Raw genomic sequence first — 19,477 nt, 5'->3', positions numbered from 1 at the left:
GACTTATCCACAATCGCTCTAATCTTATCCCCTAGAAAATAAAAAAGCTGCCTAATGGCAGCTTTTTAAATAGCAATGAGTCTAAATCCCAGAACCATATTGCTCTCCATCATCTTCATGGAGACCACATTCGCGTTTCAGCCCATTAAAACGAGTTTCCTCTTCAGTCATACCCGGTTCCCACTTCTTCGTTGTATGAGTATCTCCAACAGAAAGGTACCCCTGCTCGCGAAGTGGGTGGTAACTGAGACCATGCTCTTCTAAGTAATAATGAACATCTTTATTTGTCCAATCAATTACTGGCAAGAACTTAAACACACCATTTTGGATAGATAAGATAGCTAAGTTTGCACGCGATTGAGATTGCTCTCTTCTCAACCCAGAAAACCAAGTACCAGCCTCTAGTTCATCTAGTGCTCTTCTCATCGGTTCAACTTTATTAAGCTTGTTGTACTTCTCTATCCCTTCTATACCTTGATCCCAAAGTTTGCCATATTGCGCTTCTTGCCAATTAGGGCTCTGCTGAGAACGAAAGACTTGAAGGTTTAGAGTCAACTTCTGACTTAACTCATCGATAAATCGATACGTTTCCGGAAATAGATACCCAGTGTCCGTAAGAATAACTGGAATATCGGGTTTAGCTTGAGTCACTAAGTGAAGCATCAATGCCGCTTGGATTCCGAAACTAGAAGACACAACATGTGTCCCTTCTAAATGTTCTAGTGCCCACTTAACTCTTTTTAATGCGGTTAGCTGCTCTAACTCAGCATTAATTTGACTAAGACGAAGTATTTGCTCCGTCTTAGTCAATGCGAGTAGCTCTGCTAACTTCAGTTTTGAAGCGACAGAATTATGCATGCAGATCCCTCTTTGAAATGATCACCTCTTCGATGATGCCAGCTCGGATTGTAAAATCACCGAACCCTTCATTGTCGTTACGTTCCGTAGCCCAACGTCCTACCAGCGAATCAATCTCTTCTAAAATCTGAGCTGACGTGATGTTCTCTTTATACATCTTCGGGATACGAGTTCCGGCTTTGTTGCCACCTAAGTGCATGTTGTAACGCCCTGGAGCCTTGCCGACTAAACCAAGTTCAGCCAACATTGCACGACCACAGCCATTTGGACAACCTGTGATACGAAGGATGATATTATCTTCTTCTGGTAATCCGTGTTTCTTCAGAATGTCTTCAACATCCGTTACAAACTCAGGAAGAAAACGCTCAGCTTCTGCCATTGCTAAAGGACACGTTGGGAACGCCACACACGCCATTGAGTTTTTACGCTGCTCGGAAACGGCATCATCCATCAGACCGTATTGACGTGCCAGCTTTTCAATTTTTGCCTTTTGGCTCTTAGGTACACCTGCAACAATTAGGTTTTGGTTCGCTGTCATTCGGAAGTCACCTTTGTGGATCTTCGCTATTTCAGCAACACCAGTTTTCAGAGCCTTCCCCGGAAAATCAAGTAAACGACCATTCTCGATGAATAACGCTAAGTGGTGCTTACCATCAATGCCTTCTGCCCAACCAATACGATCGCCACGACCAGTAAACTCATAAGGTCGGCTTTCAGAAAACTCAACGCCTGCACGTTTTTCTACTTCTGCTTTAAATACATCAATACCAACACGGTCTAGCGTGTATTTGGTTTTTGCGTTCTTACGGTTCGAACGGTTACCCCAATCACGCTGAGTCGTCACAACGGCTGCAGCAACATCTAACGTTTTCTCTAACGATACAAAACCGAAGTCGTCAGCTTTACGCGCATAAGTAGAGGTATCGCCGTGCGTCATCGCTAGACCGCCACCGACTAACACGTTAAAGCCCACCAGCTTTCCGTCTTTAGCAATCGCGACAAAGTTAAGATCGTTAGCATGAACATCTACGTCATTTTGCGGAGGAATTACAACCGTCGTCTTGAACTTACGCGGTAAGTAGTTGCTACCTAAGATAGGTTCTTCGTCCGTTGTTGCTAGCTTTTCACCATCTAACCAGATTTCTGCATAAGCACGAGTCTTAGGTAATAGATGCTCACTGATCTTTTTCGCCCACTCATAAGCTTCTTGGTGCAGCTCAGACTCAACCGGGTTTGTCGTACACAAAACATTTCGGTTTACGTCACCTGCGGTAGCGATCGAATCAATACCAATACTGTTTAGTGTTTGATGCATTAACTTAATGTTCGGCTTCAACACACCGTGAAACTGGAAAGTTTGACGAGTTGTGAGACGGATAGAACCATAAGAGGTGCTTTCATCTGCGAATTTATCAATCGCGAGCCACTGCTTCGGAGTGATGATCCCGCCAGGCATACGCGCACGCAGCATGACATTATGTAAAGGTTCTAGCTTTTGCTTGGTACGTTCATTACGAATATCACGGTCATCTTGCTGATACATACCGTGGAAGCGGATCAACTGAAAATTATCAGCAGTGAAACCACCCGTAATTCTATCTTGAAGATCTTGTTCAATCGTACCGCGAAGATTTTTACTTTCACGCTTGAGACGTTCGTTATCAGCCAAAGGTCCCAGTACTTGACCTAGCACTTCTTGCTCGATTACTTGCTTGCTCATTAGTACACATCCCTTTGGTAACGTTTCGCTTTACGTAAATCATTAATATATTGTTCAGCTTGCTCGCGGCTCTGATTGCCCTGTTTTTCCGCAATTGTAACTAACGCTTCATGAACATCTTTCGCCATTCGAGTCGCATCGCCACATACATAGAGGTACGCGCCCTCTTGAAGCCATTGCCAAACCTGATCTGCTTGTTCGATTAAGCGATCTTGAACATAAACCTTTTCTTTTTGGTCACGACTAAAGGCAACATCAAGCTTGGTTAGCGCACCAGACTTAAGGTACTTCTGCCATTCAACTTGATATAAGAAATCTTGAGTGAAAGTTCGGTCACCAAAGAACAACCAGCTCTTACCTTGAGCGTCATTGTTTTCTCGCTCTTGAACAAAACTGCGGAACGGTGCGATGCCAGTACCTGGGCCAACCATGATGATTGGTGTGTTGTCGTCTTGTGGGAGTTTGAAATTATTGTTGTTCTCAACAAACACCTTAATTTCGCCACCTTCTTCAAGGCGTTGAGCTAGGAAACTTGATGCCCCACCTAAACGAGACTCTTCACCTTTTTGGTACTCAACCAGACCAACCGTTAAATGAACTTCTTCACCCACTTCTTCTTGGCTTGATGCAATAGAGTAAAGACGTGGAGTCAGCTTACGTAATAGACCTAACAAATCATAAGCCGATAGCTTGGTTTTCTTTTCAGCTAGTACATCGACAATTTGTGTATTACCGGCATATTCACGAAGCTTGTCTTTATCTTCCACCAGCTTGATTAGCTTCTTACTACCCGATAACTCAGCAAACTTAGTCACAAATTGAGGATTTGAAGAGGTAATCTCGAATTTACTGACGAGTGCGCTGTGGACAGATAAGTTTTCACCGTCGACATCAACACTTTCAATACCAGATAACCCAACCTTAGACAGGATCTGGTTTGCAAGCTCTGAGCTGTTTTCATACCACACACCGAGCGCATCACCCGGTTGGTAAGTAATACCCGACTCATCAAGATCAATCTCGATATGACGAACATCTTTGCCCGAATCACGACCGGTGATCTTTTGACTCTTCAATAGTGTCGCGGTGTATGGCTTTTGTTTGGTGTATTGCGAATGACCGTCTGCCGCTTGACCTACTGGCAATTGAACCACATCGGCTTCAGTGCCTGTCGATAGCGTCTCTTTTACTTGCTCTAGCGCTTTAGCACGCCAATCTGTTGCCAGTTCTTCGTAATCAACATCACAATCAAGGCGCTCGACAAATGATTTAGCACCAAGCTTAGCAAGAAAGTTATCGAAGTCTTTGGCGGTTTGGCAGAAGAACTCATAGCTTGAGTCACCCAAACCGATCACACCGTATTGTAGGTTTGCTAGCTTTGGCGCTTTCTTTGATTGTAGGAATTCATGCAACTCAATAGCGTTATCAGGGGCTTCGCCCTCACCATTCGTTGAAGCCACAAAAATGACGTGTGTCTCTTTGGCTAGATTCTTACCTTTATAATCACTTGCATCGAAAAGCTCGACAGCAATCCCTAAGGCTTTAGCTTCTGCCTCAAGCGATTCAGCGACGCCTTTCGCATTACCTGTTTGAGAAGCAAAGATAATACTTAGCTTGCCCGCAGGTTTAGCCGCTACTGTCGCGGCCGCTTGAGCGATAGGTGCAGCAGCACCCACAGGCTGAGCTTGGCTCACGCCCCAAAGATAACCACTGACCCATGCCAGTTGCTGAGAAGATAATTCAGAAACAGTGTGTTGAAGATGACCCAGTTGTTGGTCATTAAGTGGAGCTGCTAGCCCAGGTAACTCATTAGTTCCAGACTGTGCATTATTATTTTGTGAAGACTCTTTCTTATTTAAAGACATGGTCACGACATCCCTAATCATTGCGTGACAATAGATTAACCACTCCCTTTAATAACTAGAAAGAATAGAAACGTATGTTTTATAACTTTTTGGAAGTAAAAAACGATTGAACACTAAATTGATTATTGGTTTTCAATCCGTACTTGTTGAAAGCCAACCGCCATTGCCGACTTCGATGCCACGTCTAGATCAGCGTAATGACACTCTTCACCATGAACATCGGTGAGCAAAACAAAGCCTCCTCCCATATGACGAAACTCGACAACCCAAGTCCCTTCTTGAATCGAGGGCTCAATAACCGCTTCAACTAACAGATTTTCTCGATACAAATTTCGTAATTCATTGAGTGTCATATTTCATCCCTTGCTTTGACCTCACAATATAGACCTTATAAGAATAGACGCTAATTCGGTCTCTGTATAAAGGATGGTCGAAAGTGATGAATATGCTAACTCATTCCAGAAAGATATATACCCAAGTAACCAATAGATATAAAAAAACGCCACTTAATAAAGTGGCGTTCTTAAAATTCGTTCTAAATGAGCTTGAATAGCCTAGAAGCGCACTTCAGCGCCAGCAAACCAGCCATCTACCATAACAAAGCTCTTGCCTAGTTCCGAGCTAAAGAACTCATCCGAATCTAAGTCGATAACACGGTAACCACCACGCAAGGCAATTTCAGAGTCTGATACCGGGATTCGGTATTGAACACCCGCCATCAAGTCAGTGCTCTTGATGCCACTGCTATCACCAAACTCCATCGTACCAATGATATCGAAGTTGGTATCAGGCACATTGATCTCTGCGTTACCGTAGAAACTCCACGTGAATTCATCAAACGTTGATGTTTTCCCACTCGTCGCTTTTGGTTCGATGTAGTTAGATTTTGAATACTGAGTAAACGTCAGACCTGCATCAAAGTTCATCAGCTTGTGATCTAACAATGTGTAATAGAAGGTGTAGTCGTACTTATCAAAGGCCAATGAATCCGCATCGATAGAAGTATAGCGAAAACTAGCGTTTGGCAGCATTGGGGCATTGTGCTCAAATGCGAGATACAACGAAGGTGAGTTAGCGTCATCATCTTGTCTAGCTTCGTTTAGCTTGGTACTTCCCCACCACATATCGGCACCGACTTTAGTCGTGTAAGAAAACTCTCCTTCAGCAGATACTGCCGAGCTTAAAGATAGCATTCCCACTAAAGCAATTAATGGCATTTTATTCATTTGAGATAGCTCCAATTCCATATCGTTGTGCTAATTGTATGCACATTCATAGATTATTGGGGAAAATTCTAGCACACATCATAAATTCTCAAACGATAAACCGCTGACGAGTAAAAATTTGACGACACCATGACCTTAGTAACGTCTTTGGTTAGAACTGTGTACAACGTTTTTGAAAAACCAGATACCCAATGCAATCACGATTAACCAAGGCAGCAACTTAAACACGACGCCCATCATACCTAAGACCAACATGACTGCTAACGCGACTCCGGTTGCAGCCAATACCGTCATAAACGTAATACCAGTGACAAGTAGAGTGGCAACAAAAATAAGAACAAAGATGAATTCAAACATAATGGTCTCCCTAATGAGTTAATGACCTATCTTTCCTACTTTCTAACATTGCAGCTTCCATACCAAGTATGCTAAAGCCAATAAAGTCCTTACTTATCAGATAAATAAAAAGCCACACATCTAAATGCGTGGCTTTTAAAGAAACTGTCTATGGTAAATTTAGCCTCTAGTGGCGAATTTAACCTTAGGTTTTTAAGCTTAGGTTTTTAAGCTTGGGTTTAAGCTCGAACTTTTAACCTCGAGGGAGGTTATACGTTTAGCTCTTTAGGGATCTTAGCCAATGCTGTTTGCACCACCTCAATGCCCGCGCCTTTCTTATGCGCGTTTTCACTGATGTAACGACGCCACTGTCTTGCGCCCGGCATGCTTTGGAACAAACCAAGCATATGACGAGAGATATGACCTAAGCTTGCACCCTTTGAAAGCTCACGCTCAATGTACGGGTACATTTCTTCAACAACCTGTGAGCGCTTCTTGATTGGCGTGTCTAAACCAAAGATCTGCTGATCGACCTCAGCCAAGATAAACGGGCTATGGTAAGCCTCACGACCGATCATCACACCATCCAGGTGTTGCAAGTGCTCTTTAGTTTGCTCAAGTGTCGTAATGCCACCATTCACGGCAATCACAAGATCAGAGAAATCTTTCTTGATTTGGTATGCACGATCGTAATCTAACGGTGGAATCTCTCGGTTCTCTTTCGGGCTAAGGCCACTCAACCATGCTTTACGCGCATGAATAGTAAATTGCTCACAGCCACCTTTTTCAGACACCGTCGAAACAAACTGAGTTAAGAACTCATAAGAGTCTTGGTCGTCGATACCAATACGCGTTTTCACGGTAATTGGAATATCAGTGACTTCTTTCATCGCCGATACGCAATCTGCCACCAGCTCAGGCTCAGCCATTAGGCACGCACCAAAGCGACCATTCTGAACTCGGTCAGAAGGGCAACCGACATTGAGGTTGATTTCATCATAGCCACGTTCACCCGCCAGCTTGGCACACGCCGCCAAATCAACCGGGTTTGAACCACCAAGTTGAAGAGCAAGGGGATGTTCTTGCTCGTTATATTCTAGAAAGTCGCCCTTACCATGTAAGATCGCACCCGTTGTGATCATTTCCGTGTACAGAAGCGTCTGCTGCGAGAGCAATCGGTGAAAGTAACGACAGTGGCGGTCAGTCCAATCCAACATGGGTGCAACGGATAAGCGGTTAGCCGCGTATTTACTGGTATTGTCAGGTTTCATAAAGCGTTACTCAAAATCTATACACTGCATATATATACAGAAACTCACTAGTTCTGCCGCAAACTCACCCGTTCAGTACGCATAGAGTACGTATCGATGGCGTCGGACGAATGGCATCATTTAGCATTAAAAAAGAACACTTCAAAGCGGTGAATCACGCTTCACAGTGGACATTGTAGTCAAAAATAATTCGGCGATTATACACAGGGAATCGAAAAAATTCAGGAAAAAGAACGCGCCAGAACCTATGCAAACAAGCGTGTTCTTGAACTAGAAAACCTTGATGAAGCCTTACCTGTTCTTATTGATATGGGATTAGTCAGTAAAGCCAGAAACGAACACGTCGCCCAACTTCCGAAGAACTAAAGCGCCTAAAGCTTGGGCTAGAACAACGTGAATCGTTCAGACCAAACGGCAAAACTCGAATCCCATTCACTGACATTCTAGAATTCAGCATTCTTACTTGTATGCGAATAGGTGAAGTCTGCAAACTGCGCTGGGAAGACCTCAACCAAGAACATAAAACGATACTCGTCAGAGATAGAAAAGACCCAAGGAAGAAAGAGGGCAATCACATGATTGTTCCGTTACTTGGTGAATCATTCGAGATCGCACTAAAACAACCAGACAAGGGTGAGCTTATTTTCCCGTACAACTCACGAAGTGTTAGCGCGGGCTTTCAAAGAGTGAGAAACGAGTTAGGTATTGAAGACTTGAGATATCACGACTTACGAAGAGAGGGAGCAAGTCGGTTGTTTGAGAAAGGTTATTCGATTGAAGAAGTAGCACAGGTAACAGGGCATAGAAACCTAAACATTTTGTGGCAAGTTTATACTCTGCCATTTACTTAAACTCATTGCGTAGGGTTTCCCATAGGCCAAATACTATTGGGCACTTGCGCCAATAATGTCACCGAATTGAACACCGTCTGCCGATACACTCGCAGTGATAAGTTAAGGGTGACCAGCTACCAAAGCTGCTCTCGCGCCAAGTAGCGCTAACCCCTTTTTAGTGGATGGTTGGTCAAAGGAGAAGATGGGGCAATGTCGATACTTTAAATCCGGAAGGATTGTAAATAAGGCCCTTCGCTGTGATTCATTACTGATCGCCACGAGCGAAGGGGTGAGAAATCAGAAGGCCGACTTCTCACATTAAAATCATCGCATCAGCGGCGACAAATCTAGAATCGGTAGTCGAGTGTCAGATACAATTCATCTTTCATCCACTCATCTTCTTGTGTACTGCCATTCAATATTCGATAACCTAATTCCGTAGATACCGACGATGTGAATAAGTAGTTCACCCCAGCCTGACCTCCGACAACGTAAAAACCCTTGTTATTGTGCGTATCGATGTTTTGGTACTTATAACCCGCACTTAAGCCGATGAAAGTATTCAACCTGCCACTCGCCCCTAAACCATACATATAATCGTATGATCCAAGATATTTCGATAGCTTGCTCTCATCCGAATATGTAAAGGTTCCTAAAAATCGGTGAGTATCGTTCGTGATAACCCCGCCTCTCACCACATAGGTTTCTTTGCTTGCCCCTAGTATATGATTGTTATCAGCACTTAACCCCGCGCCCACAATATAGTCTGAATTTTTTGCATGCGATAAGCACGGTAGAAACAACAAAGCAAAGAGTGCCTTTTTCATAAATTACCCCAATAAAACACCGTTCAATTGAAGTGCATAATAAGGGTAACCATGACGAAATCAAATTGCAGTTGTTACAATTTGTTTGTGTAGGCCCTAGCCTCTTTTTAAAGCAGGTAACATGATAATGAAACAACAATAGGCATTCATTCCACTCATAATAGCGCCCCTTAACTGACCATGAAGATATGACTACTCTCCTCTTTTAATCTTTCTCTTCGGATGTACTGCCAGCCCTAAATCAGGGACAATGGTATGTATCCCTGTCCCTTCAAGTCTCCTTTGTGGGATGTTCTAAATTTTATCATACGACCCACTAAAAAGGCGTCAATTCTATGCATGACCGTTTCTGAAAGTGAACGTTTGAGGTGGGTTAGCGCGCTTTCCCCCATTCAACGCTTCTGATGTCTAACAAGCTCCTCGATCTAGTGACCTCTATCATATTAAAGCGATGTATTCCGTCGTCTCACAAATGCGAAGATTGTCAAAAACATTCACCGGATCTCTAATTCAGCTTCATTAATCAGTTATGCCTTGAGTCACAATGTCATTTTGAGTTACCTTGTCTTATTCAAAGTCGTAGGTCACAATACGCTCTGTACCTGACTTTAATAAAAATCATTGGCTCTCAAAACGCAGTAACCTAGAAATAGGATTTGATTAGGGATGTCCGATTGAATGGTGAAAAATTTGGACCAAACATTGATAGAGCAAGTTGAAGGGATATGCGCATCACGAGGCATTAGATTAACACCTCAGAGAAAGCGTGTGTTTGAGCTCATCCTCTCTAATAAAAAAGCCTCCAGTGCTTATGAATTGTTAGAGCAATTAAAGCCGAGTGAACCGCAAGCCAAACCGCCTACAGTTTATCGCGCTTTAGATTTTTTGTTGGAACAAGGTTTCATTCATCGAGTTGAGTCAACTAACAGCTTCATATGTTGCTGTTCATGCAATGCAAACCAACACTTTTCGCAGCTCTTAATTTGCGATAAATGTGGGACAGTAATAGAGCTACAAGACGATGCTCTTGTCACCCAACTCGCAAACAACGCGGAGAAGCACGGTTTTCAATTGACGAATCACGTTATTGAATCTCATGGCGTATGCCAAGCCTGCTCCTCTGACATAAAAGAATAAGATTATAGAAGAACATTATGCGCGCTGAATTTGTAAACCCGTTTTTAGCTTCTTTAATGAATGTGCTAAAAACGATGGCTTCTCTAGAATTGAAGCCACAAAAGCCGAGAGTTAAGAAAGATGAAATAGCTCGTGGTGATGTGTCCGGCCTAATTGGTATGGTGGGTACACGATCTCGTGGTTCAATGTCGATCACCTTTGATGAAGGTCTTGCCCTACAAATCATGGAAAACATGCTCGGTGAACGACCAAATGGCTTAAACGAAGAAGTGACCGATATGGTGGGTGAAATCACCAACATGGTGACGGGCGGCGCAAAACGTATTCTTGCAGAAAGCGGATTTGATTTCGATATGGCAACGCCTATTGTTGTTTCTGGCAAAGGCCACACGATTCGTCACAAGTGTGACGGCGCAATCATTATTATGCCTTTCTCATCTCAATGGGGTAATGCCTTCATCGAGATCTGTTTCGAATAGAGACAGCCGCCATACATAAAAACACAAAAGGCTGACGTGCATGCGTCAGCCTTTTTTATTACCGCAAGATCAACGGACATAAAAAACGCCAACCGAAAGGTTGGCGTTTTACATTTATGACTTAATGTTACTTAAACAGTCTTAAGCTTTCAGCGCTTTAAATGCGTTGATTAGACCGTTCGTTGAGCTATCGTGAGAGGTTACTTGAGCATCATCCGCAAGCTCAGGAAGAATTTGGTTTGCTAACTGCTTACCAAGTTCTACGCCCCATTGGTCGAAGCTGAAGATGTTCCAGATAACGCCTTGAACAAAGATCTTGTGCTCGTACATCGCGATTAGGTTACCTAAAGTGCGAGGAGTCATTTGCTTAACAAGAATTGAGTTCGTTGGACGGTTGCCTTCAAATACTTTGAAAGGAGCAAGCTCCGCTGCTTCTTCTGCTGTTTTACCCGCCGCTAGGAATTCAGCTTCTACTGTCTCTTTTGTCTTACCGAATGCTAATGCTTCAGTTTGAGCAAAGAAGTTAGACATCAGCTTCTGGTGGTGATCAGAGGCTGGGTTGTGGCTGATTGCAGGCGCGATGAAGTCAGATGGGATCAGCTTAGTACCTTGGTGAATCAGTTGGTAGAAAGCGTGCTGACCGTTTGTACCAGGTTCACCCCAGATGATAGGACCGGTTTGGTACTCTACCGGGTTGCCTTCACGGTCTACAAACTTACCGTTCGATTCCATGTTACCTTGCTGGAAGTAAGCAGCAAAGCGGTGCATATATTGATCGTAAGGTAGGATTGCTTCTGACTCAGCGCCGTGGAAGTTATTGTACCAAATGCCGATAAGCGCAAGGATAACTGGGATATTGCTTTCAAACTCAGTTGAAGCAAAGTGGTTATCCATCTCGTGAGCGCCATCTAATAGCTCTACGAAGTTATCGAAGCCAACAGACAGTGAGATAGAAAGGCCGATCGCAGACCACAGTGAGTAACGACCACCCACCCAATCCCAGAATTCGAACATGTTGTCAGTATCAATACCAAATTCAGCCACTGAAGCTGCGTTTGTTGATAGTGCTGCGAAGTGTTTAGCAACGTGTGCAGAATCACCCGCTTCAGCCAAGAACCAATCACGTGCAGAGTGTGCATTCGTCATTGTTTCTTGAGTAGTGAATGTTTTAGATGCCACTAGGAACAGCGTAGTTTCTGGGTTTAGAGGCTTAAGAGTCTCAACAATGTGAGTGCCATCTACGTTAGAAACAAAGTGCATGTTTAGGCGAGTTTTGTATGGCGTTAGTGCTTCAGTCACCATGTATGGACCAAGGTCCGAACCGCCGATACCGATGTTGACTACATCAGTGATCTCTTTACCTGTGTAACCTTTCCACTCACCAAAAACGATGCGGTGCGTGAACAGTTCCATTTTTGCTAGTACAGCGTTAACAGCAGGCATTACGTCTTTGCCATCAACCATTACTGGCTTGTCGCTGCGGTTACGTAGAGCAGTATGAAGAACTGAACGACCTTCAGTTTTGTTGATTGCATCACCACCGAACATCGCTTCAATTGCAGACTTAACTTCAGTCTCGTTTGCAAGAGCAAATAAGTGCTGCATCGTTTCAGCGTCAACGAGATTCTTAGAGTAATCCACTAAGATGTCAGAACCGAAACGAGTAGAAAAGCGCTCGAAACGCTTTGCATCTTGAGCAAATAGCTCTTTCATATCCATATCTTGAGCAGACTCAAAATGTGCCGTTAGCGCTTTCCACGCTTGTGTTTGCGTTGGGTTGATATTTTTCAACATGGTATCTATCCCGATGTTACTGTAGGTTTTATTCTAAACGTCACTTAAGTGATGAATAGAACCCCCGATTAGGCGAAAGTTTATATTTTTCTGTGATGACCAAACCGCGTCACCACTGAAAGATTCTTTGTAATTTTTTTTCACGACGTATAATGCCGCATATGAAGAGCTGTACCTTGAGATAAATCAGGATTAGATTTCCTGATAGAAGAATCTGTACAGACTCTCGCTCTAACATAATTAAATGTGAGCGATACCTGATAAATTCAAGTTCAAAAGATAGCGTTAAACCACTTTTTTTCCAAATACATTATAAAGGATGGCGTATGTGGATTCAGAAGACTATACACCTAAATGCACGAAAGCGTGGATTCCATCTCATTACTGATGAAATTGAACAACAGATATACGATATCAACTCTCTATCTGTTGGTTTATTACATCTCTTTATTCAACATACCTCTGCCAGTCTCACGCTAAATGAGAACGCTGATCCTACCGTTCGTTCCGATATGGAATCGCACTTTAATCAGTTTGTACCCGAGCGAGCTCCTTACTACAGACACACTTATGAAGGCGATGATGATATGCCGGCTCACATTAAAGCATCAACACTTGGCACCAGTGTGACAATACCCATCACTAATGGTCGTTTAGCTTTAGGAACATGGCAGGGCATTTACTTAGGTGAGCACCGAGATTGTGGTGGAAGCCGGACTGTGATCGCCACTATCCAAGGAGAGTAGCTCATCGTAAAAAACTGACAGTAGAGAAATAAAAAGGGGGGGACACAGAAATTCGTCCCCTCGAGTAATAGAAAATTGAGCAGATAAGTCTTAGCTTAGAAAGGCTAGTTTATCATGATACTAAAGCATCAAAAGTGAGGGGTGCTGCCTAACCAAGTTACTCCACGTATTCCATCGCAACACGCGAAGTCAGCTTAGTAACGAGCTCATAAGCGATAGTACCAATATGTTCCGCTACTTCTTCCGAAGGTAAGTCTTTACCCCATAGCGTCGCTTCATCACCCACTTGATCTACAGCATCAGGTCCAAGGTCTACCGTTAGCATGTCCATGGAGACACGGCCTGCAATCGGTGCTTTTCGACCATTGACGAATACTGGAGTGCCGTTCGGCGCGGTGCGAGGATAACCATCGCCATAACCAATTGCGATTACACCAACCTTGGTATCACGTTCACTGGTCCAGTTACCGCCATAGCCAACGCTTTCGCCGGCTTTTAAATCGCGAACGGCAATCAAGTGAGAAGTCAGGGTCATCACCGGCTTAAAACCCAGCTCTTGAGCAGTCTTATCTATAAACGGTGACACGCCATAAGAGATGATGCCAGGTCGCACCCAATCTAAGTGACTATCCGGCCACGCAAGCAAACCTGCAGAGTTAGCAAGAGAGCGTTCACCTTCACAGCCTTCCGTCAAAGACAGGAATAATTCAGTCTGTTGCTCTGTGGTTGCTTTATCTAACTCATCAGCACAACCAAAGTGGCTCATATAGCGCAAAGGCTTAGCCACATTAGGACATTGATGCAGACGCTCAACGAAGTCTTGATATTGTTCAGAACGGACGCCCAAGCGATGCATGCCACTATCAACTTTCAGCCACACCACAACGGGTGATTCAAGAACTGAATTTTCTAGAGCGCTAAGCTGTTCTTCACAGTGCACCACAGTTTGGATGTTGTTGGTCACTAATATTGGCAAATCACCCGAAGAGTAAAAACCTTCTAACAATAAAACCGGTTGAACAATGCCACCAGCACGCAGTTGTAAGGCTTCTTCAATACGAGCGACACCGAAGGCGTCAGAGTTCTTAGAATGCTTAGCGATGTGCAATAGACCATGACCGTAGCCATTCGCCTTCACAACCGACATCACTTTACAGTTAGGTGCTTTAGACTTAATCAGTTGAAGGTTGTATTCCAATGCACCGAGGTCAATGCTCGCTGTCGCTGCTTTCATATAAGACATTAACTTACTCATCATCAAATGCAGGACCTGCATAGTTATCAAATCGGGAGTGTTGACCTTGGAATGTCAGACGAACCGAACCGATAGGACCGTTACGTTGCTTACCAAGGATGATCTCTGCGATGCCTTTCAGTGAACTGTCTGGGTTATAAACTTCATCACGATAGATAAACATGATCAAATCGGCATCTTGCTCAATAGAACCTGATTCACGTAAATCCGAGTTTACTGGACGCTTATCAGCACGTTGCTCTAGGGAACGGTTAAGCTGAGAAAGTGCAACAACCGGCACGTTCAATTCTTTCGCAAGGGCTTTTAGGGAACGCGAAATTTCAGCGATCTCTAACGTACGGTTTTCAGACAATGAAGGTACACGCATCAATTGAAGGTAATCTATCATGATCATAGAGATACCATCATGCTCACGAGCGATACGTCGAGCACGCGAACGCACCTCTGTTGGTGTTAAGCCCGAGCTATCATCGATATACATATTCTTCTTATCCATCAGAATACCCATACTCGATGAAATACGCGCCCAATCTTCATCATCCAATTGACCAGTACGAATCTTGGTTTGGTCGACACGAGAAAGTGACGCCAGCATACGCATCATCAGCTGTTCGGCTGGCATCTCAAGAGAGAAGATCAAAACCGGCTTATCTTGTTTCATCGCCGCGTTTTCACATAAGTTCATCGCAAAGGTGGTTTTACCCATCGATGGACGCGCAGCAACAATGATTAAGTCAGAACCCTGTAGGCCTGCTGTTTTCTTATTGAGGTCGTTGAATCCAGTGTCGACACCAGTCACACCATCTTGTGGCGTTTTATATAGGATTTCGATACGTTCCAGAGTCTTCTCTAGAATGCTATCAACGTTTTGTGGGCCTTCGTTTTCACTTGCTCGACCTTCTGCAATCGCAAAGACCTTACTCTCAGCCAGATCAACAAGCTCTTCCGATGTACGGCCTTGAGGATCGTAACCAGAATCGGCAATCTCATTCGCCACACCAATTAGGCTACGAACGAGTGCACGCTGCGCCACGATATCAGCATACGCATTAATGTTTGCGGCACTTGGGGTGTTTTTCGCTAGGTCAGCAAGGTATGCAAAGCCACCGACTTCTTCAAGTTGCTCGCGCAACTCTAAATGTTCAGAGAGTGTAATAAGATCCAGAGGAGCACTTTCTTCAAGGATATCTTTTACTGCTTCGAAGATCAGACGATGAGGGCGACTGTAAAAGTCCTTGCTCACGACTTTTTCTGAAACCGTATCCCAGCGTTCGTTGTCCAGCAACAAACCGCCAATAACAGATTGCTCAGCTTCTAATGAATGTGGTGGGACTTTGATGGCGTCCACCTGATCGTTGGCTGATTTCTGACTTCTGGTATCCACTATGACTACACTCAATAACTAATAATGATCGTTCATTATACCCAAGAACATGCATTTGTAATGCAATCCTCTGGGATTGTTTTATTCTTCAGTAAGAATTTACCTATTGCTGACTGAATTAACCAAGGGTAGCATTACGATCCTTCCATTCATTCACTGTATAACTAGAGGTATGCGTGTCCAAATCATTGGCTCTGAGCACTGGTATTCTGAGTATTGGTCTTCTGAGCACTCCGTTGGCCTTAGCGGATGATGCTAAAGCCTCTGTTGATGCAATTCTCGACTCGATAGTCGTACCAGAACCTGCTGCTGAGCCGGTCGTCGTTGCCCCAACACCCGAAAAAGATATGAATATCGCACCGAGTGATACGAGTGACACAGAACTGCCTAACCCGCTAAAGACTGAAGTCGAATTTGGATATCAGTCGCATAGTGGTAATTCGGATTCACGCTCTCTCAACGCGCGCCTTAACGGTGAGTATACGGCTGGCCGTCATAGAACCAGTGGCGAATGGAAATACTACAACCTCTACAAAGATGGTGAAGAAGATAAAAGACAATCGACTTACTCAGCTCAGAGTGACTACAAGTTAAGCCCAAAAACCTACCTCTACGGTAGCTTCAAAGGTATCGACTCACGTTATAGCGCTTATTTTAAGGACTATACCGTTTCTAGTGGTTTGGGTTATCAGTTCTCTAATACCGAAGGGTTTGTGTTGGAAGTCGAAGTAGGCCCGGGCTTTCGTTACCAAGAGCCAAACCTCGATGAGATCGACAGTGACGACATCATCTTCCCAGAAGTGGTTGAAGAAGCGATTTTCCGTAGCAACGTGAATACGTCATGGCAAGTCTTACCAAATTTACTACTCAAAGCCGATGTAACACTCGTGTCTGGTCATAGTAACTTGAACTTTGATACCGATTTAGAAGTCATCAATAATATTACCGACAGCATAGCACTCAAACTTGCTCACTCCCGTCAATACCACGACAAGGTACCGGAAGGCTTAAGCCAAGAAGATTCCGTCATGTCTATTAGCCTATTATTCACATTCTAATACCAATCGTAGTCAATAACTGGTCACCCAGGCTTGCTAAATAACTCGATAATTGAGTTAGAATTTTTGATTGTAGAATAACTACTTATCGAAACTTCTTGTCGAAAGAGCGGCCTTGTTCTCAAGCCTTTCCCTACGCTATTTTTGATCACTTACTTGCTGTGGTTGGTATAGCTGTGATTAGTATAGCACTCTCAACAGCTTAGCTTGGGGCGGAAGTTACACCAAACCTTGGCCTAATGATGACTCTTTAAAGAGCGTTAGTATCACCTTTAAACATCTTTGATCATGACGTTCAATGAGAAAGCGCAGACATAAAAAAACACCAGCCGAGGCTGGTGTTTAAAACTTTCAAAAGAAAGAATTCGTCTTGGTACTGAAATTACTCAGCAACGATCGTGATTTTCGCAGTAGCAAAAACTTCAGAATGAAGTTGAATGCTTACTTCGAATTCACCGATGTTACGTAGAGCGCCTTCAGGTAGGCGTACTTCGCTCTTAGCTACTGCAACACCTGCCGCTGTAATAGCGTCAGCGATGTCACGAGTACCGATAGAACCGAATAGTTTGCCTTCGTCACCAGCTTTAGAAGCGATTGTAACGCCTTCTAGAGTGTTAACTGTCTCTGCTCGAGCTTGACAAGCAGCTAGTTGCTCAGCAACTTTAGCTTCTAGTTCAGCACGACGAGTTTCGAACATAGCAACGTTTTCTTTAGTTGCCATAACGACTTTACCCTGTGGGATAAGGAAGTTACGAGCGTAACCAGATTTAACGTTTACTTGGTCGCCAAGGCCACCTAGGTTACCGATTTTATCAAGTAGAATAACTTGCATTATCTTAGTCCTCTTAAACTATTATTAACTATTACCGATTACTGATGCTTGTCAGTGTACGGTAGTAGAGCTAGGTAACGAGAACGCTTGATAGCGCGAGCTAGCTGACGTTGGTATTTAGCACTTGTACCAGTGATACGGCTAGGTACAATTTTACCAGCTTCAGTGATGTAGTTTTTTAGAGTTGCTACGTCTTTGTAGTCAATCTCTTGTACGCCTTCTGCAGTAAATCGGCAGAATTTACGACGACGGAAGAAACGAGCCATGGGCTATCTCCTGATCTAAATTTAATAATGCGGTATTCACACAGACTTATAAATAAGCGTAAGCAAATGCTTGCAGTGGAAATACCTAAACGAGTTGAATAAAATTTAATGACCTAAAGGCCAAAAAAGAATTACTCAGCAGCAGCTTCTGGCTTAGCTTCTTCTTCACGACGTGGTGCACGTTCTTCACGGTCATCACGACGAGGAGCACGCTCTGCACGCTCTTCTTTTTGCTTAAGCATGATAGATTGCTCAGTCACAGCGCCTTTAGTGCGCATGATCATGTTACGTAGAACTGCATCGTTAAAACGGAAAGCAGTTTCTAGCTCGTCCATCACTTCTTGGCCAGCTTCAACGTTCATAAGAACGTAGTGAGCTTTGTGAAGTTTGTTGATTGGGTAAGCCATTTGACGGCGGCCCCAGTCTTCTAGACGGTGGATAGTACCACCAGCTTCAGTGATTGAACCAGTGTAACGCTCGATCATGCCAGCAACTTGCTCGCTTTGATCAGGGTGAACCATGAATACGATTTCATAATGACGCATTTGGTTGCTCCTTACGGATTATTAGCTTCCACGAAAGGCTCGGTCGTCCAAGGGAAGCAAGGAACTAAAGAAAAATGACCGAGTTTTAAGGACGGCAAATATTATAGAAAGAACCCGATATTGGCAAGCGGTATTTGGCTAATAATGAAACAGTTTTTCTTTCGCCATCTAGCCACCTGTGATTCTGTCAATTTGTCACTCTACGTCCTAAAAAGAAACGCCCACCAGCAAGTAGTGAGCGTTAATAAATTCATAGACTTAAGTCGTTTATACTTTGTTAAGTCGAACGTTACTGAACGAGACGCTGACGTACCGCTTCAAATAAACAAATACCAGAAGCCACTGAAACGTTCAGGCTCGACACGCTACCTGACATTGGAATCTTAATCAGGTCATCACACGTTTCACGCGTTAAACGACGCATGCCATCACCTTCAGCACCCATCACAATAGCAAGCGGGCCAGTCAACTTCGCTTGATAGATATCATGCGTTGCTTCACCTGCCGTGCCGACAAACCATACGCCTTGTTCTTGCAGCGCACGCATTGTGCGAGCTAGGTTAGTCACTCGTACTAGCGGAACCGTTTCTGCAGCACCACAAGCAACCTTGCTTACTGTTGCCGTTAACGGCGAAGAGCGGTCTTTAGGAACGATAACAGCGGCTACACCTGCGGCATCTGCATTACGTAAGCAAGCACCTAGGTTGTGAGGGTCTGTTACGCCGTCTAGAACCAACAGCAGAGGCTGTTCGTGCTGCGCAAGGATATCGTCTAGGTGAGTTTCATTAAGCTGTTTAGCAGGCTTCACCTTAGCAATAAGACCTTGGTGATTTGCACCCTGTGCTTTTTCATCAAGCGGCTTACGGCCCATTTGTTGAATCGACACGCCAAATTGCTGCAGTTGATTCAGTAATGGAAGCAGGCGATCGTCTTGACGACCTTTAAGCACGTACGCTTCAATAAAGCGCGCTGGGTCTTTTTCTAGTACGGCTTTCACCGCGTGAATACCGTAAATAAACTCGTTACTCATTGTCTCTGGTTACTC

Annotated in this window: 18 protein-coding genes and 3 pseudogenes; 5 read left to right on the top strand and 16 right to left on the bottom strand. The window is 44.0% G+C overall.

The window, feature by feature from the left end:
• Positions 1-81 precede the first annotated feature (81 nt).
• The 7 genes from ACMAZD_RS02050 to dusA form a co-directional block, all read right to left on the bottom strand.
• The gene (locus ACMAZD_RS02050) at positions 82-858 is read right to left on the bottom strand and encodes a phosphoadenylyl-sulfate reductase (protein ID WP_435248384.1); all 777 of its coding nucleotides are present in this window, start codon (positions 856-858) and stop codon (positions 82-84) included.
• Complete coding sequence (gene cysI / locus ACMAZD_RS02045) at positions 851-2,578, bottom strand: assimilatory sulfite reductase (NADPH) hemoprotein subunit (protein WP_248395496.1); 1,728 nt, start codon at positions 2,576-2,578, stop codon at positions 851-853. Before cysI ends, ACMAZD_RS02050 begins: the two co-directional genes overlap by 8 nt.
• Positions 2,578-4,443, bottom strand: coding sequence for an assimilatory sulfite reductase (NADPH) flavoprotein subunit (locus ACMAZD_RS02040; RefSeq protein ID WP_435248383.1), 1,866 nt, complete (start codon positions 4,441-4,443; stop codon positions 2,578-2,580). Before ACMAZD_RS02040 ends, cysI begins: the two co-directional genes overlap by 1 nt.
• Before the next feature lie 122 nt (positions 4,444-4,565).
• A complete protein-coding gene (locus tag ACMAZD_RS02035) occupies positions 4,566-4,796 on the bottom strand; it encodes a hypothetical protein (RefSeq protein ID WP_435248382.1) in 231 nt (76 codons plus the stop codon).
• 201 nt (positions 4,797-4,997) lie between these two features.
• Positions 4,998-5,669 carry a TIGR04219 family outer membrane beta-barrel protein gene (locus ACMAZD_RS02030; protein ID WP_435248381.1) on the bottom strand — a complete coding sequence of 224 codons (672 nt, stop codon included), beginning with the start codon at positions 5,667-5,669 and terminating at the stop codon, positions 4,998-5,000.
• A gap of 135 nt (positions 5,670-5,804) precedes the next feature.
• Positions 5,805-6,026, bottom strand: coding sequence for an envelope stress response protein PspG (gene pspG / locus ACMAZD_RS02025; protein WP_435248380.1), 222 nt, complete (start codon positions 6,024-6,026; stop codon positions 5,805-5,807).
• Positions 6,027-6,274: 248 nt separating this feature from the next.
• Positions 6,275-7,276, bottom strand: a complete 1,002-nt coding sequence (gene dusA, locus ACMAZD_RS02020; protein WP_435248379.1) for a tRNA dihydrouridine(20/20a) synthase DusA — start codon at positions 7,274-7,276, stop codon at positions 6,275-6,277.
• A gap of 110 nt (positions 7,277-7,386) precedes the next feature.
• Here dusA and ACMAZD_RS02015 point away from each other — a divergent pair.
• Positions 7,387-8,127, top strand: a pseudogene (locus tag ACMAZD_RS02015) (site-specific integrase).
• Here the strand turns inward: ACMAZD_RS02015 and ACMAZD_RS02010 are convergent.
• Positions 8,120-8,313: pseudogene (locus ACMAZD_RS02010) on the bottom strand (hypothetical protein). The pseudogenes ACMAZD_RS02015 and ACMAZD_RS02010 overlap by 8 nt on opposite strands.
• Before the next feature lie 143 nt (positions 8,314-8,456).
• Entirely contained in the window at positions 8,457-8,936 is a 480-nt protein-coding gene (locus ACMAZD_RS02005; RefSeq protein WP_435248378.1) for a hypothetical protein, read from the bottom strand.
• 678 nt (positions 8,937-9,614) lie between these two features.
• Between ACMAZD_RS02005 and zur the strand changes: the two genes are divergently transcribed.
• Together zur and ACMAZD_RS01995 are read left to right on the top strand one after the other, a co-directional pair.
• The gene (gene zur / locus ACMAZD_RS02000; RefSeq protein ID WP_435248377.1) at positions 9,615-10,073 is read left to right on the top strand and encodes a zinc uptake transcriptional repressor Zur; all 459 of its coding nucleotides are present in this window, start codon (positions 9,615-9,617) and stop codon (positions 10,071-10,073) included.
• A 17-nt stretch (positions 10,074-10,090) separates the two neighbouring features.
• Positions 10,091-10,552, top strand: a complete 462-nt coding sequence (locus tag ACMAZD_RS01995) for a chemotaxis protein CheX (RefSeq protein WP_435248376.1) — start codon at positions 10,091-10,093, stop codon at positions 10,550-10,552.
• A 141-nt stretch (positions 10,553-10,693) separates the two neighbouring features.
• On the opposite strand, the gene pgi is transcribed toward ACMAZD_RS01995, so the two are convergent.
• The gene (pgi, locus tag ACMAZD_RS01990) at positions 10,694-12,346 is read right to left on the bottom strand and encodes a glucose-6-phosphate isomerase (protein ID WP_435248375.1); all 1,653 of its coding nucleotides are present in this window, start codon (positions 12,344-12,346) and stop codon (positions 10,694-10,696) included.
• Positions 12,347-12,672: 326 nt separating this feature from the next.
• Between pgi and ACMAZD_RS01985 the strand changes: the two genes are divergently transcribed.
• On the top strand, positions 12,673-13,092 hold the full coding sequence (locus tag ACMAZD_RS01985) for a secondary thiamine-phosphate synthase enzyme YjbQ (RefSeq protein WP_435248374.1): 420 nt from the start codon (positions 12,673-12,675) through the stop codon (positions 13,090-13,092).
• A gap of 157 nt (positions 13,093-13,249) precedes the next feature.
• Here the strand turns inward: ACMAZD_RS01985 and alr are convergent, their stop codons facing one another.
• Positions 13,250-14,335, bottom strand: coding sequence for an alanine racemase (gene alr / locus ACMAZD_RS01980; RefSeq protein ID WP_435248373.1), 1,086 nt, complete (start codon positions 14,333-14,335; stop codon positions 13,250-13,252).
• A 4-nt stretch (positions 14,336-14,339) separates the two neighbouring features.
• Positions 14,340-15,731 carry a replicative DNA helicase gene (locus ACMAZD_RS01975; RefSeq protein WP_435248372.1) on the bottom strand — a complete coding sequence of 464 codons (1,392 nt, stop codon included), beginning with the start codon at positions 15,729-15,731 and terminating at the stop codon, positions 14,340-14,342.
• A gap of 70 nt (positions 15,732-15,801) precedes the next feature.
• On the opposite strand from ACMAZD_RS01975, the pseudogene ACMAZD_RS01970 reads away from it, so the two are divergent.
• A pseudogene (locus ACMAZD_RS01970) lies at positions 15,802-16,789 on the top strand (DUF481 domain-containing protein).
• A gap of 382 nt (positions 16,790-17,171) precedes the next feature.
• On the opposite strand, the gene rplI reads toward ACMAZD_RS01970, so the two are convergent.
• The 4 genes from rplI to rlmB all read right to left on the bottom strand — a co-directional run bounded on the left by rplI (position 17,172) and on the right by rlmB (position 19,462).
• The gene (gene rplI, locus ACMAZD_RS01965) at positions 17,172-17,621 is read right to left on the bottom strand and encodes a 50S ribosomal protein L9 (RefSeq protein ID WP_435248371.1); all 450 of its coding nucleotides are present in this window, start codon (positions 17,619-17,621) and stop codon (positions 17,172-17,174) included.
• Between the two features lie 38 nt (positions 17,622-17,659).
• Positions 17,660-17,887: a 30S ribosomal protein S18 gene (gene rpsR / locus ACMAZD_RS01960; protein WP_000090472.1), complete on the bottom strand. Its 228-nt coding sequence runs from the start codon at positions 17,885-17,887 to the stop codon at positions 17,660-17,662.
• 131 nt (positions 17,888-18,018) lie between these two features.
• Positions 18,019-18,432: a 30S ribosomal protein S6 gene (gene rpsF / locus ACMAZD_RS01955; RefSeq protein ID WP_004735855.1), complete on the bottom strand. Its 414-nt coding sequence runs from the start codon at positions 18,430-18,432 to the stop codon at positions 18,019-18,021.
• 289 nt (positions 18,433-18,721) lie between these two features.
• Positions 18,722-19,462: a 23S rRNA (guanosine(2251)-2'-O)-methyltransferase RlmB gene (rlmB, locus tag ACMAZD_RS01950; protein WP_435248370.1), complete on the bottom strand. Its 741-nt coding sequence runs from the start codon at positions 19,460-19,462 to the stop codon at positions 18,722-18,724.
• Between the last annotated feature and the right edge of the window lie 15 nt (positions 19,463-19,477).

Origin of the sequence: Vibrio sp. nBUS_14, assembly GCF_051201655.1 — a bacterium.
Classification (GTDB): Bacteria; Pseudomonadota; Gammaproteobacteria; order Enterobacterales; family Vibrionaceae; genus Vibrio.
The sequence above is the reverse complement of the archived record's forward strand: the minus strand, read 5'-3'. Positions and strand labels throughout refer to the sequence as shown.